This window comes from Vibrio sp. 1CM24A (assembly GCF_023161725.1).
Classification (GTDB): domain Bacteria; phylum Pseudomonadota; class Gammaproteobacteria; order Enterobacterales; family Vibrionaceae; genus Vibrio; species Vibrio coralliirubri.
In genome coordinates this window covers 640,842-655,582 of the sequence record NZ_JALNTS010000001.1, presented here as the reverse complement: position 1 = coordinate 655,582, position 14,741 = coordinate 640,842, and the positions used below count along the sequence as shown (strand labels likewise).

The following is a 14,741-nucleotide window of genomic DNA, read 5'->3' as shown; positions in this document are numbered from 1 at the left end:
ATAATGATCATCGAAACGTTTCGATGGGGCGTTTTTTGGTGATCTTAGTCACCGCCATTGATTGCATAAATCCTTTATGTGGGTTCAATCGATAGCGCATATCCAAACTTACTGATGGTAATGATCTGGACGTTGGATGCTCTTAATCGCGCGAAGACATTGCGTAGGTTAAAGACGACGTTAGCAAGAACATGTGGTGACGAGAGTTGCCCGTCCCAACACACATCAACAATATGCTCTCTTGAAATCGGTCTTCCCACATTTTCCAATAATAAGCAGAGCACTGATAATAGGTGTGGGCGCAAAATGATTTTGTTTCCTTGCTGATTGGTAATCGTTCGAGCGTCGATATCAATGATTAAGCCGTTGAAGTCTATTATGTGGTTCATCGTGTTTTCTGTTCGTCTTATTTTGAATTGTGGAGATTGAGCAAACCGGCCTGCTGTTGGAGCGGGTAAATATTTAAGTGCGCTAATGGTCGAAGTGGGCGGATTATGCAAAATCACACCACGCTTGAAAGTAAGCCTGCGTAAGCTCATGAGAATAAAATCTAAAAATGGGATGGTTTGAAAAATGGAAGGAAGGTTATTCTGAATAAATGACAGGGTTTTATTTCTAGCTTATTCAGTGAGTTATTTGGTTTTTACTGGTTGTGTTGGTTGAAGTTACAAAGTGATTATATTTTTATTTATTTTTTTGTTTTCTGTGAGATTAACCTGCTTGCCAATTCGACGGGGTGTCGGATAACTCTAACAAGATTGTGCAGCACAGGAAGGCGGAACAATCTTGATTTGCATTAAGTAAGGTTAAGCAGTAATGAACAACAAATTTATTCTAAGCATCGCGATGATGTCAGCATTTGCAGCAAACAATGTAATGGCAGCAGACAGTGGTTTCTACCTAGGCGGCGCAATCGGTACATCTGGTGTTGATGATGGTGGGCTCTATAAAAACACTCAAGCACCAATTACTGTTGATGCTGAAGACGAGACATATAAGATAATTGCTGGATACCAATTTAATCGCATCGTCTCGCTAGAGGCGCAATATACGAATTATGGCGACGTTGTTGCAAAAAATGCATTAAACCAATCTACTTACACTTGGTCTCCAACTGCATTTTCGATCAGTGCTAATCTAGGTTACACGTTTGACAATGGAATTCGCCCTTTTGGCATCATCGGTTTGTCGACGATTGATTTAGACCAGTCGCTGCCGGTGCTTGATGACGATAGTGGTGAGGGTATTCGCTATGGTTTCGGAGTGGAGTACACACCTAAACAGGCTAAAAACGTCAGCTTTAGGTTAGGCTATGAAGCGGATGCATTTGTGATTGAGAGCGATTCAGTTTTTGAAAATGATAAAGATCTCGTGATCGATTCATTCTACTTAGGCGCAATGTACACATTCTAAGTTTCACACTTTGCTAAACGGTAAATCGGTTTCTAAATGGGGCGTCGGTTGGCTCAACCCGTTTGGCTAAAGTGGAAGGCCGCAGTTTTTGACTGCGGCTTTTTTATGTTTAACTCTAGGCTTCACGAATATGAGCTGTAACAGACACGATGGCATGGTCGGTACTGAATTGGTCGTGTTCAAAACTAGGATTAATAAGGTGATGGTCTAACACTGTGTAGTTAGAGATCTCCATTAAGCTAGACGAGTTCTGACAATCGAACTCATTCGACATCAAAATGTAGTCCAGTACAGACCCAGAAGCGCCGTAGTAATGGGTTGGTTTACGCTGTTCAAGCAAGTCTTCTTCATGTAACTGATGGTAAAGATCCCAGCTGTCTTTCAAGCGAAAGTGGGACAGCCAATGCTTGCTGTTTTCGTCTCGGTTGATTGAGTAACTCAACAGCCCTTTAAACTCATCGTTAAACAGTGGCTTATTAAAGTCACCCATCAACACAACAGGTTGCTCGGTTTGGTAGCGTTGATGGGTGATGTATTGATGCAACATTTGAGCTTCTAGACCGCGTTGGACACTGGATAGCCAAGAGCCAAGCTGTTCTTGGTGAAAGCGAGTGAGCGTGTCACTTTTTGGTTTTTCGCCTTGCAGAGCGTTGTCCGCATCGACAGATTCTACCTTTGGTTCTGTCGGACGTTGTGATTTGAAGTGCACCACATAACAGTCGGTCGAACCTAAATGGGGTAACGTAATCGTCGCGTGAACAGGCGTTCTGTTGAATGAGAATTTGTCGCCAAGGTTGAATGCTTTCAGTAACGTCGAATCTGGCGTAACAGGCTGTACGTTTTCAATCGGGTAACGGGAAGCGATCCCAACGACAGGTGAGGTGTAGAGGTAATCATCTTCAACGTGTGCGCTATCGACTACCGCAAAGTATGGATAGCCTAGCTCGCGCATCAATTGTTCTAAAGACTGCGGGCTAAATATCTCTTGGAAGCCAATCACATCGCAATCTAATGAGCGAATCGCTTCAGCCATCCAATGTTGCTTCTTCTGCCATTCTTCGAAGCTGTAGATGTTCTCAAAATCATAATAAGCATTCGGTGGCTCGAGATAGTTCAGAAGGTTGAACGTTGCGAATGTTATTTGGTTTGGTTTGTTCAAAGTGTCATTCCATTTAGACCTAGGCAGCAAGGATACTCCAGTAAAAGTATAGTTTGTTGATTATTTAGAGCCTAAATTTCACTTTAGAAGCGAATCAAAGGAAATCTAAGTCGTGGAGGCTTGTGTCATTCAGGCTAGCGCAACCATAGTACATCTGCCTTCCCCCGTGCTTTCCAACGCCACCAAGCTAATCAACTTATTCAAAGGAATCAAAGGAACCAAAGGAATCAAAGCTAACTGTATCCAATAACTTCGAGCGGTGACGAGTAATTTGTAAATAAACCGTCAGAGATAGAGTGCTGATGGTTTTATTAGTTATTACATGATGTTAGATTTGAACCTATACTTGATTTAACGGCATGCATTCAAAGCCGATAAATCAACTTGAATATAGAATTCATGACATTTGAAGGGAGAGTCAAATGGGAACAGTTTTTCGACGCAAAGCCTCGCAACGCACTCAGTTTTTCAGGTTTAAATTGAAGTCATGTGCAATCATGTTGCCGCTTATTGCTTTACAACCCTCCGTTACTTACGCTTCTGAAACCCAATCAACTCCTGCTGTCACCGTTATTGAAACCACACAACTGGTTGGTTTTGGTGAAGCAAAATATCCAGCCGATTTTACTCACTTCGATTACGTTAATCCTGATGCGCCAAAGCAGGGCAAAGTGACCTATGGCAGCATAGGTACGTACGATAGCTTTAATCGATTCGGTTCTCGCGGCGTTGCTGCAAGTTACACCGGAGAGATTTACGATACCTTGATGTTTTCTCCGAGCGACGAGATTGATGCGTACTATCCATTGATTGCTTCAAAGGTTCGCTACGCCAGTGATTTCACTTGGATGGAAATCGACATCAACCCAAATGCTAAATTCCAAGATGGCGAGCCTATCACCGCGCATGATGTTGCCTTTACCTTTGACAAGTTTTCAACAGAGGGCGTGCCTCAGTATCGTGTGTATTACAAAGAGATTAAGTCAGTAAAAGCGGTCTCTGATTTGGTTGTTCGTATTGAAATGAACAGTCCAAACCGCGAAAAACTGTTTAGCTTTGCACAAAGCACTCGTGTATTGCCGAAACATTTCTGGAAAGACAGAAAGCTGTCTGAGCCGCTAAGCGAGCCACCAGTAGGCAGTGGTCCCTATAAGATCATTAGCTACAAATCAGGCCAAAGCGTTACATACGGTCTCGATGAAAACTACTGGGCAGCAGACCTACCCGTTAACGTTGGCCGTAATAACTTCAAGCAGGTGCAATACGATTACTACCGTGACGACACGGTAATGTTGGAAGCCTTCAAAGCAGGGGAGTTCGATCTTCGAACCGAGAACTCGGCTAAGTTCTGGGCCAACTCTTATACGGGCGCGAACTTCGATAAAGGCTACATCATTAAAGAAGAGATTAACCACGAGAAACCTGAAACGACTCAAGGTTTTGTCTTCAATATTCAATCTCCAGTGTTCTCTGATCCTAAAGTTCGTGAAGCGTTAACCTATGCGATGGACTTTGAGTGGATGAACAAAAACATGTTCTATGGTCAGTACAAGCGTACTCGTAGCTACTTCCAAAATACTGACTATGAAGCGAAAGGTTTACCAAGCGAAGCTGAAGTTGAGCTGCTGTCTCAATACAAAGATCAAATTCCACCACGAGTTTTTACCGAAGAATTCCAACCACCCGTCACCGATGGCAGCGGCCGTATTCGTAGCCAAATGCGTACCGCTTTCAAATTGTTGAAAGAGGCGGGTTGGGTGCTGAAAGACAAAGTGATGACCAACGAAAAGACTGGCAAGCCGATGTCATTTGAGTTGCTGATTTACAGCCCAACCACGGAACGTATCGCAACGCCGGTTCAAAAGAACCTTAAGCGCATGGGTATTGAGATGAAGATCCGTACCATCGATACGACCCAGTACATCAAGCGCTTGCGTGATCGTGATTTCGACATGGTTTCGTCGTCATTTTCCGCAAACCCTTATCCTAGCCCGAACTTAATGATCGTTTGGAACTCTAACTACATTGATTCTACTTACAATACTGCAGGTGTTATCGATCCAGTGGTTGACGCGTTAACAGAAGAAATTGCGCGTAACCAACAGCATCCTGAAAAGCTTCTTACACTAGGTCGTTCACTTGACCGTGTATTGCAGTGGAATTTCTACAACATCCCGCAATGGCACGTTGGTGAATATCGTGTAGCAATGTGGGACAAGTTTGAGCGTCCAGATGTATTGCCTAAATACGATTTAGGTATCGATACATGGTGGATTTCAGAAGAGAAGGCGGCATTGCTTCCTGAAAAACGTCGCTAGGAGTTAGTTAGCATGGCCGCGTATATATTTCGACGTTTATTGTTGGTGATCCCCACGCTGTGGGCGATCATCACCATCAACTTTTTCATCATCCAGATTGCCCCTGGAGGTCCGGTAGAGCAAGCCGTTGCTCAATTAGAAGGGCATAACTCTGGCATCATGGAGCGCTTTTCTGGTGGTGGACAAGAAGTTGATTTAAGCGAAAGTGACCAAGCGTCTGCGAGTGGTTATAAAGGCTCACGCGGGCTTGATCCCGAAGTGGTTGAAGAGATCAAAAAGCAGTTTGGTTTTGATAAACCGATTCACGTTCGCTACTTCGATATGTTGAAAAATTACGCGACCTTTAACTTTGGTGAAAGCCTGTTTAAGGGCGGTAACGTGATTGATTTAATCATCGAGCGTTTACCTGTCTCCATCTCCTTAGGGTTGTGGAGTACCTTAATCATCTATGTGATTTCGATACCCTTAGGCATTATGAAGGCGATACATCACGGCTCTCGCTTTGATATTTGGTCGAGTGCGGTGGTAATTGTCGGCTATGCCGTTCCGGGCTTCTTGTTTGCGATTATCCTGATTATTTTGTTCGCGAGCGGTAACTACTTCAGTTGGTTCCCATTGCGTGGGCTCGTGTCGAGTAACTTCGATCAGCTCAATTGGTATCAGCAAATAGGCGATTATTTCTGGCATTTAGCATTGCCTATTTTTGCCATGGTCATCGGTGGCTTTGCAACACTCAGCATGCTGACCAAAAACTCCTTCCTTGATGAAATCAATAAGCAATATGTGGTGACCGCTCGAGCAAAAGGTTTGGACGAGAGCAGCATTCTCTACAAGCACGTTTTCCGTAACGCTATGCTGATCATTATTGCTGGTTTCCCGAGTGCATTTATTAGTATTTTCTTCACGGGTTCTATGTTGATTGAAGTGATGTTTTCACTCGAAGGTATTGGTCTGCTTGGCTTTGAGTCGACCATTCAGCGAGATTACCCAGTGGTGTTCAGCTCTCTCTATATCATGACCTTGCTTGGCTTGGTGCTGAGCATTATCTCCGACCTGACGTATACCTGGGTTGATCCTCGAATTGATTTTGAAGCGCGTTAATGGCGAATGAATAAAAAGGTATTGATAATAAATGTTTAACAACCCTTTAGCTGAAGCTCGTTGGTTACGTTTTAAAGCAAACAAGCGTGGTTTTATCTCCCTTTGGATATTTACCATTTTGTTTGGATTGAGCCTGTTCGCTGAGATCATCGCCAACGATAAACCACTTTTAGTTTCTTATGATAATCAGTGGTTTGTGCCTGTCATTAATGAGTATGCCGAGACCGAATTTGGCGGCGAGTTTGAAACCGAAGCCGACTACAAAGACCCTTATGTTATCGAACTTATTGAAGACAGCGGTTACATCGTGTGGCCAATCATTCCGTTTAGCTACGACACGATAAACTTCGATATTTCGGGCGCAGTGCCTTCTGAACCTGATTCGGTGAATTGGCTAGGAACCGATGATAAAGGGCGCGATGTGCTAGCTCGCATCATTTATGGGTTCCGTATCTCCGTTCTGTTTGGTTTCATTCTGACGATTGTATCGAGCGTGATTGGTGTGGTTGTTGGGGCGACACAAGGTTACTACGGAGGTTGGGTGGATCTGTTTGGTCAGAGGTTCATTGAAGTTTGGTCGGGCATGCCGACCCTGTTCTTGTTGATTATTCTGTCGAGTTTTATCGAGCCGAACTTCTGGTGGCTGCTCGGAATTATGGTGCTATTCAGTTGGATGAGTTTAGTAGGCATCGTTCGAGCTGAATTTTTACGCTGCCGAAACTTTGATTATGTGCGTGCCGCGCAAGCGATGGGCGTTGACGACAAACGCATTATGCTTCGTCACATGTTACCCAATGCGATGGTTGCTTCATTAACCATGATGCCGTTTATCCTTTCAGGCTCGGTCACTACGTTAACCTCATTAGATTTCTTAGGCTTTGGTCTTCCTGCGGGTTCGCCTTCGTTAGGCGAGTTGTTGGCGCAAGGTAAAGCTAACTTACAAGCGCCTTGGCTTGGCATTTCTGCCTTCGTCGTGCTTTCACTGATGCTGACGTTACTGGTCTTCGTGGGTGAAGCGGTACGTGATGCTTTCGACCCACATCAACAGAAGTAAGGATAGGTTATGACTTCAAATACAGTTCCTACTTCAGGGTCAACAGCAGAGACTGCTAATGCATCTCCAGTTCTGACCATCGATAAATTGTCGGTCGGTTTCGGGCGAAAAAATTCGATAGAACAAGTGACTCATGATGTCTCGTTAGAGATATACAAAGGTGAGACATTGGCGCTGGTGGGGGAGAGTGGTTCAGGTAAATCGGTTACCGCTAATTCAGTGTTAAAACTGCTGCCTAAAGGCTCGTCGCATTACTTGAACGGTAAGATTAACTTCTCTGGCACCGATATTCTGAGTTGTTCTGAAAGACAACTGCGCGGGATTCGTGGTGGCCGTATTGGCATGATCTTCCAAGAGCCCATGGTATCGTTGAACCCACTTCATCGAGTCGGAAAACAGCTTGTTGAAACGCTCGCGATTCACCGTGGTATGCGAACCAATAAAGCGCAAGCCTTGGCGATAGAGTGGCTTTCCAAGGTGGGTATTCGCTACCCAGAGCAAAAGATCTCAGCGTACCCGCACGAGCTATCTGGTGGAGAACGCCAACGCGTGATGATCGCAATGGCACTGATCAACGAACCTGAGTTACTTATTGCTGATGAGCCGACAACCGCATTGGATGTGTCGGTACAGGCGCAGATTTTGGATTTGTTAAAAGACCTGCAACAAGAACTCGGTATGGCGATGCTTTTTATCACTCATGACTTAAGCATCGTTCGTAAGATTGCCGACAGAGTAGCGGTAATGAAAGATGGTCGCTTGGTTGAAAGCAATGACTGTAAAACACTCTTTAATGCGCCAGCTCATCCTTATACGCAAAAGCTTATCAACTCTGACCCTAAAGGCTTGCCTGTCCCTGTATCGCCCGACAGCAAACCGCTACTCGATGTAAATCAACTTCGCGTTTGGTTCCCGATCACGGGCGGTTTATTCAAGCGAACCATTTCTCATGTCAAAGCCGTCACCGACATGGAGTTCACTTTGAAGAAAGGGCACTCAATCGGTTTAGTTGGCGAAAGTGGTTCTGGTAAATCAACAACCGGTATGGCGATACTTAAGCTGGTGGATAGCGAAGGATCAATTACCTACTCGAGTGAACAGCTTCAAGGTTTAGACCGAAAACAGATGCTTCCGTTTAGAAGCCGTATGCAAGTGGTCTTTCAAGACCCGTTTTCTGCATTGAATCCAAGAATGTCGGTCGCTCAGGTGATTGGCGAAGGCTTGTTAGTGCATCAACAATTGGATGAGCACGAGCTCGACCAACGCATTTGCGATGTAATGAAAGAGGTCGACCTTGATCCTGAAACGCGTCACCGTTATCCAAATGAGTTTTCTGGCGGCCAAAGGCAGCGTATTGCGATTGCTCGTGCTTTGATTTTAAAGCCAGAGTTTATCTTGCTAGATGAACCGACATCGTCATTAGATAGAACCGTTCAAGCTCAAGTACTGGATTTGCTGAAGTCACTTCAAGAAAAGTATGGCCTGACCTATTTGTTTATCAGCCATGATTTGAATGTCGTGAAATCCCTATGTCATTACACCATCGTCATGAAAGCTGGTGAGGTAATAGAGAAGGGCGACACTGAGACTTTGTTTGGTAGTCCGCAGCATGAATACACTAAACAATTGGTGTCTTTATCTGAGGTTGGCACGCCTTAAGCGATGAATTTCGATTCAATGTGACACCCCAAAAAAGAGCCTGATCACTGATGATCAGGCTCTTTTTATTTAGAGCGTCTTAGCTTAAGCCGTAGCGCTAGAAAACGATATTCGTTCTTAGGCCAAACAGCGCGACTTTGCTTTGAGTGCTGACTGCGGGTGTAACGTATTGCGCATCCGCGGTAAAGGTTAACCATGGCGTTGCTTGGAACGCGTAGTAGATCTCAAAACCTTGCTCGTCTTTTAATTCAGCTCCTAGTGGTAAATCGCTAATGCTGTTTTGTAACGCATTAGACAAGTTGTAGTAATAGTAGCCCGCGCCCCATTGATCTTGAGGTCTGCCGAAGAAGAAAGCGTTGCCTCCAAGGCCGCCAACAAACGTTCCATCTATGATATTTGGATTACCGTCTGCCGCTGCTGCTCTTAGATAGACTGCGATGGTATCGTCATTGTTCTCGTAGATATTGTGTGTTGCTTGAGCTCGGATATTGTACTTATATTTTGCGGTCTCACCCAAAGACGAGTAATCCACCCCTTCTTCAGTGCTGTATGTACCCGACATACCAAACGTAGAACTTCTATCGAACAGTTTGAATGAGTGAGTAGCACCTAATGAAAAGTTCACGCCATCATCAAACCAATCATTGAACCCTAAATTGTCATCGTATCGATCTCTTGGATCATAAATCATCGCTGTGATTCGAGTATCGCCGATGGTGTGGTTCAGAATACCGCCAATAAATGATGGGGGAGTCACGCCACTTGGTGGAGCAGAAAAAGCAATGTTCATGAATCCATGACGAGTTGCTCCACCGTAAAACGGTGCATTTCGTAGTAGCTCAAACGCGTCGATCTTACCAACAAGGAGGTTGGTGTTGTCATCAAATTTGTGTGTGTAATACAAGGATGAAAAGAAAGGGCTGCTGCTGTCTGAGTAATGGGCTGAATTAGGTACTGACAAACTGGAGAAGCCAAAGTCGTTCGCATCACCGTTTAGATAGATCAACTGGGTGCGAAAGGTGCCGTTTTTCCATAGGCCAGCATTTTCAGTATCAAGCCCAGCCAATAAATCAAAACGGTGCGTGAATTCATTTGAATTTGATGGTGAGCCAGAAACTGCCGATTGGTAAACGTTGGTGTATTCAGCATCGAGCGAGAGTCCGCTGTCTTTAATGCTACTGCGTTCACCTCCCCAATCACCAGTTAATGTATCTGAGTATGGCTGGCTTGCATTAGCTAAAGACGATAAAAAAAGTGGAGCTAAACAAAAGGGTAATGATAAATATTTCATAATTAAATCTTATTGTTAGAACGTAATCTGGCTAGGCGCATTGAGATAGATAAGCAGGACGGTTCAGCATGTTGGCCGCTCGTGAATGGCGTTGATGTTTAAACAGTGCACTCAAAGCATCAAACGCTTCGGAAATGGATAGGTAACCTTGCTGGTAAGCGAAAGACACCGAACTTGCTTTACCGTCGTTGAGGTCGTGTCTTGAGATCGCAATGCCATGGTTTTGCGCGAGTAAGAACAATGCATCAGCGTTAAGAGGCTGAGAGTCCGCGTTCTGCTGGTGGCGCAACTTGTTGACGAGTGAGTGAATACGCTCGATACACTGGCTAAGTCGGTGATAGCGAGAGGTGTTGACCGTTGTCACAATATGCTGGCAAACCTTTACCAATGCCTCCATTTGATCTGTTTTCGCTGAAGACGAAACCATCTTTTCAATAACTGCATTTAGCTCGGCAAGATATTGCGTTCTAAGCTGGGGTAATACCGTCACTTCATCATCCTTAATGTATCCGCGTAGCTCCTTGCCAAGTGACTCTAGATAACCCATATCTAATTCCCAAATGGTAGACATAGTATTGACCTGAGTTGTAATTGACTGGGTCATGTTATCGATTTTGGTGATGATAAAACTAATTTTGAAGTTTTTATGTTTTAATTAAGTTGTTGTATTTAATGATTTTTCATTGTATTTCATCTGCTTGATAGACGTTTCAATACCGGTGTCATTAAAGGAGAACAAAAGAAAATATTGGTGGATGGAGAATGGTGCAGTTACGGTGGTAAACAGCGTAATTAAATCAGATTTTTGTGGCTCTCATGAGGCGAGATGAGATGACACGAAAGAGGTTAGCCAGTTAAAACGAGGAGGTGTGTACTCGACCGGACATAGAGGAAAGGTGACTAATGATCTACGCATTTTGACGAGTTATCTGTGATGCAAAAGTCTTTGCCTCTGCAAGGATCTAATAGGGTGGCACTGTTGATGAGGAGTTGCGGGGTTTTTATCTTTCCCTACCAAGTACCAAGTACCAAGTACCAAGTACCAAGTACCAAGTACCAAGTACCAAGTGTGACGAACACACTTGTTCATGTAATGAGTTCAATTCGCCAGAGCCAGTATTTAGAAATCTGCACTTGTTGAGCTATGTTCTGGCTAATAGGTTACGTCACCAAACGGCAAACGTTCTCGATGATCTGCCAAGTGTCGGGATATTTGTTTGGGATGTGGAAATCAGTGAGGTAGGGGGTTGAAGGTTCGGGAGCGTGTCGGATTGGTTTAGAGAGTTTTGTATAGGGCCATTTGAATAAGGGCTTTTTGTAGAGCGGAATCGGTAGACATGCATCATAAAAAGAAAAAGTGATAGCGGACGCTGAGGTCACACTATCACTTTTTGAGAACAATGAAGCTTAAGCTATTGAGATGCTTTCGCTCAGCTTAGAGCAATGTTCATCGTTATTGTACCTACGTTATTTCTGTTGAATCGCCGTAAGAGCATGTTGGAAGTACAAGCTTGTCGCACACACATCGTGGTCATGATCATGATGGTGGTGATGACCATGAGCGTTGTGGTATCTGTTGATTACATTCACAACTTTCATATTTTGCTCAGTCATGGCTAAACCAGAGTTGCTGTTTTTTACAGGAGCAGGGATACCTTGGTAAATCGTTGCTTCAACTTTTATCTTGTTGATGTCTTCAGGTTTTACCGTGTATGGGTTGTCGTCGAGTACCGTAAAGTTAGCGGTTTTACCGATATCAATAGTACCCACTTCATTTTCTAGACGTGCTGTGTATGCTGCATCAATCGTGATTGCGCGCATTGCTTCATCAACCGTAATGCGCTCTTGAGGTCCCATTACCGTTTTGCCAGACAGACCGATTCTGTTTACAGCAGCCCAAACTAACCCTAGTGGTTGCGCTGGTGCCATTGGTGAATCTGAGTGCAATGATAAAATACCACCCGCATCGATGAATGAACGTCCACGCGCCATCACTTCTGCACGCTCTTGACCGATACCTTGTTCAGAGTAAAGCTCAGCCAGAATATGTGTGTAGTAAGGGTTTACACTAAAGTTTGCGCCAAGTTCAACGGCTTTAGGGATGTCGTCTTTATCGGTAATACCTAGGTGATGGAAGCTGGTTCTGTGATCGTCTCTGCTTTTTTCTTTGTTAAGCTTGTCGACAATGTTCAGTGCAGTCTCAAAGCCTAGATCACCATTGGCATGGATAACAATCGTGTAGTCGTCTTCCCAGTAAGGACGCATACTTGCTTCAAGATCTTTAGGCTCTTGCAACCATTCACCTGAGTGACCATCGGTGTAACCATCTTTAAGTTGCATTAACTGGCTGTACATTGCGCCGTCTGAAAACAACTTAACGAATTTAGGTAGCCATTTGATCTGTTCGCCTTGATAAGACGGGTGCTGAGTCAAACCTTCGGCAATCGCTTTACCTTTGGCTGGGTCGTTTTCTGCCATCATGTAGGTAAAGTTACCAGCTGGCATTAACCAGTAATCCATTGGGAAGTTACCGTCTTCAAGAATGTCGACTACTTGCTCGAACATCTCAGGTGTTGCAACAACACCAGGGTCAATCGCGGTAGTGATACCACCAGAGTGGATGTAATCTTTGGTTCGCTCCATCCCGGTTGCAAAAATGCCGCTATTTACCCAGAACCCCATTACATCATTGAGAAGGATTTTAGCTCCAGCTTCATAAGCATGGCCTCGTTCCCAGTCTAGCTGATCGTAGTTATAGCCTTCGCCAGTCCAGTCCTCTTCAGACCAACCTAGCATTTCCATCGCTGCATCGTTGAAGAACAATTCGTGGAAGCTACGATGCCAAATGATAATTGGTCGGTCTTCAGAAATGTTATTCAGCAACTCACGGCTCATTTCATTGCCGTGGAAATAGTGATGGTAGCCCCAGCTTACCAATGGTTCGCCTTCTGCCAGTTCACTTTCTAGCTCTGTTAAACGGGCTAAGTAGTTATCATGGCCTATTACGCCTTCAACGTTGCCCCACGGTAAATCCCAATCAGCAGGAGTAATAAAGTCTGTGCCGATCAATAACGCCATCAGCCAAAGGTGAACGTGAGGTTCAACGAAGCCCGGTGTAAGAACGCGATCTTCAAATGATTTATCAATCGTAAAACCATCTTTAGATTGGTACTTAGTGGTGAGTGTTTTTTGATCGCCAAGGTCGAGGATTTTACCGTCTTGAACTGCGATAGCGTCTACGTTGCTATGATCGTGATCTGAAAGAGTAATGATGTCGTTCGATACATAGAGCGTGATAGGGCTAGTAGAGGTTTCGGCGAAAGCAGGTGTGGTGACTAGGCCAGCAATAACCGTTGAGAGAAGTAGCTTTTTCATAATGGATCCTATTGCTCTCAACTAACGGCCTTGTTCTATGAGAGGATTCAGTCGACCATCGCGCTTTGGAAAATCAATCTTCCTGTGAGCGCTTAGAAAGTCAGTTCTTTGTATTCACGGATAAGTGATAAGAAAAGAGAGGCGGTAAACCCATCATTAGCAATGCGTAACTCTGTTCAAATAAGTGTGTATAGCTAACTTCTGGGCTTACTGCCAATACATAGAGAAGCGAATTTTATCGTTCAAATACAGAGTGAAAACTCTCTTCGCCTCACATTTGTTGCTAATTTAGCAGTGTTATTACGTTTCTAATAACGCATAATGATGGGTAAAACCAAACATTAATTATCTAAGGTGGTAGGGATGTTTTCTTATGAACACTTAAACTCATTCTGTGCGACGTATGACGAACAGAGCTATAGCAAGGCTGCGAGAGCGATTGGTAAAGATAGAACGACCATTCGAGAACAAGTGAAAGCGCTAGAAGACAGCTATCGAACCATTTTATTTACGATTGAAGGAAAAAAGGCAGTACCAACCAGCTTTGCACGTTCTATTTATAAGCAATCAAAATTACTGGTGCAAAACAGTGAGCGATTGCATCTAAGAATGATGAATGCTTATCAACAAGAGCTGACCCGTTTAGATTTTTATCACGATACTCTGATGCCCAACGATTTAGTGGTGGAGATAGAACAGCATGTTTTGAAGGCTCACCCGGACATGGTGCTCAATTGGCTGCATCGAAATCGAGATGAGATCTTGGTTGATGTGACACAAGCGCACAACAAAGTTGCGATCATGCAGCACCGAATGGAAAACATGTCGGAATACCCAATCAGCGCCATCAAACTTGGTGACGGTGATATTGCTGCCTACGCACGGATTGATAGTCCTTTGTTCAAAATCGGTGAGATTCGACTTGAAGATCTTCAATTAGAAACGCAATACATCAGTGAAAACCAAAGCAAAACCATGCCAGAGTGGTTGGGCATATCACCGTATTTTCGCACCGTTAGTAATAACGATATGTTATTGGAGTTAGTGAAAGTGAATGGCTGGGCGTTACTTCCAAAAAGCTTAGCGACCGAAGCGGTGAATACGAAGCAGCTACGCCGAATCGAGTTCAATGAGTTGCTTTCACACAGCGCGAAGTTCGGGCTCTCATTCTTCTATCCAACGAGTTTTGAAAATACCAATGTGTATAAAGGTTTGGTTGAAGTACTGAAGGGTTACGCAATCAAGAATCTATAGGCTCAAATTTAGATTTGGGCACATCAACGAAAAATAGAAATCGAAATAGAAACAAAAAGTGTTGTTTTGTCGTGATACCCCAGCCAAGGATAATCTCAGCTGGGGGAATTAAGTAGG

At 44.1% G+C, this 14,741-nt stretch carries 11 protein-coding genes; 6 read left to right on the top strand and 5 right to left on the bottom strand.

The window, feature by feature from the left end; all coding sequences use genetic code 11:
* Positions 1-74 precede the first annotated feature (74 nt).
* Positions 75-389, bottom strand: a complete 315-nt coding sequence (locus MSG38_RS02705; RefSeq protein ID WP_248400933.1) for a winged helix-turn-helix domain-containing protein — start codon at positions 387-389, stop codon at positions 75-77.
* A 427-nt stretch (positions 390-816) separates the two neighbouring features.
* Here MSG38_RS02705 and MSG38_RS02700 point away from each other — a divergent pair, with 427 nt between their 5' ends.
* A complete protein-coding gene (locus MSG38_RS02700) occupies positions 817-1,413 on the top strand; it encodes a porin family protein (protein ID WP_248400932.1) in 597 nt (198 codons plus the stop codon).
* 115 nt (positions 1,414-1,528) lie between these two features.
* Here MSG38_RS02700 and MSG38_RS02695 read toward each other — a convergent pair whose 3' ends face one another.
* Positions 1,529-2,572, bottom strand: coding sequence for an endonuclease/exonuclease/phosphatase family protein (locus tag MSG38_RS02695; protein ID WP_248400931.1), 1,044 nt, complete (start codon positions 2,570-2,572; stop codon positions 1,529-1,531).
* 422 nt (positions 2,573-2,994) lie between these two features.
* On the opposite strand from MSG38_RS02695, the gene MSG38_RS02690 reads away from it, so the two are divergent.
* From MSG38_RS02690 to yejF, 4 genes are read left to right on the top strand one after another with little or no spacing between them, the layout of a single operon-like run.
* Positions 2,995-4,890, top strand: coding sequence for an extracellular solute-binding protein (locus tag MSG38_RS02690; protein WP_048613443.1), 1,896 nt, complete (start codon positions 2,995-2,997; stop codon positions 4,888-4,890).
* A 12-nt stretch (positions 4,891-4,902) separates the two neighbouring features.
* A complete protein-coding gene (locus MSG38_RS02685; RefSeq protein ID WP_004730359.1) occupies positions 4,903-5,991 on the top strand; it encodes a microcin C ABC transporter permease YejB in 1,089 nt (362 codons plus the stop codon).
* Positions 5,992-6,022: 31 nt separating this feature from the next.
* A complete protein-coding gene (locus MSG38_RS02680) occupies positions 6,023-7,045 on the top strand; it encodes an ABC transporter permease (RefSeq protein WP_048608646.1) in 1,023 nt (340 codons plus the stop codon).
* Between the two features lie 9 nt (positions 7,046-7,054).
* The gene (gene yejF / locus MSG38_RS02675) at positions 7,055-8,704 is read left to right on the top strand and encodes a microcin C ABC transporter ATP-binding protein YejF (RefSeq protein ID WP_248400930.1); all 1,650 of its coding nucleotides are present in this window, start codon (positions 7,055-7,057) and stop codon (positions 8,702-8,704) included.
* Positions 8,705-8,801: 97 nt separating this feature from the next.
* Here the strand turns inward: yejF and MSG38_RS02670 are convergent, their stop codons facing one another.
* From MSG38_RS02670 to MSG38_RS02660, 3 genes are all read right to left on the bottom strand, one after another.
* Positions 8,802-9,995 (bottom strand): carbohydrate porin, encoded by a 1,194-nt coding sequence (locus MSG38_RS02670; protein ID WP_052879697.1) that lies wholly within the window; start codon positions 9,993-9,995, stop codon positions 8,802-8,804.
* A 31-nt stretch (positions 9,996-10,026) separates the two neighbouring features.
* A complete protein-coding gene (locus MSG38_RS02665; protein ID WP_248400929.1) occupies positions 10,027-10,566 on the bottom strand; it encodes a hypothetical protein in 540 nt (179 codons plus the stop codon).
* 896 nt (positions 10,567-11,462) lie between these two features.
* A complete protein-coding gene (locus MSG38_RS02660) occupies positions 11,463-13,370 on the bottom strand; it encodes an amidohydrolase (protein WP_248400928.1) in 1,908 nt (635 codons plus the stop codon).
* A 363-nt stretch (positions 13,371-13,733) separates the two neighbouring features.
* Between MSG38_RS02660 and MSG38_RS02655 the strand changes: the two genes are divergently transcribed.
* Positions 13,734-14,624: a LysR family transcriptional regulator gene (locus MSG38_RS02655; protein WP_050650549.1), complete on the top strand. Its 891-nt coding sequence runs from the start codon at positions 13,734-13,736 to the stop codon at positions 14,622-14,624.
* Positions 14,625-14,741 lie beyond the last annotated feature (117 nt).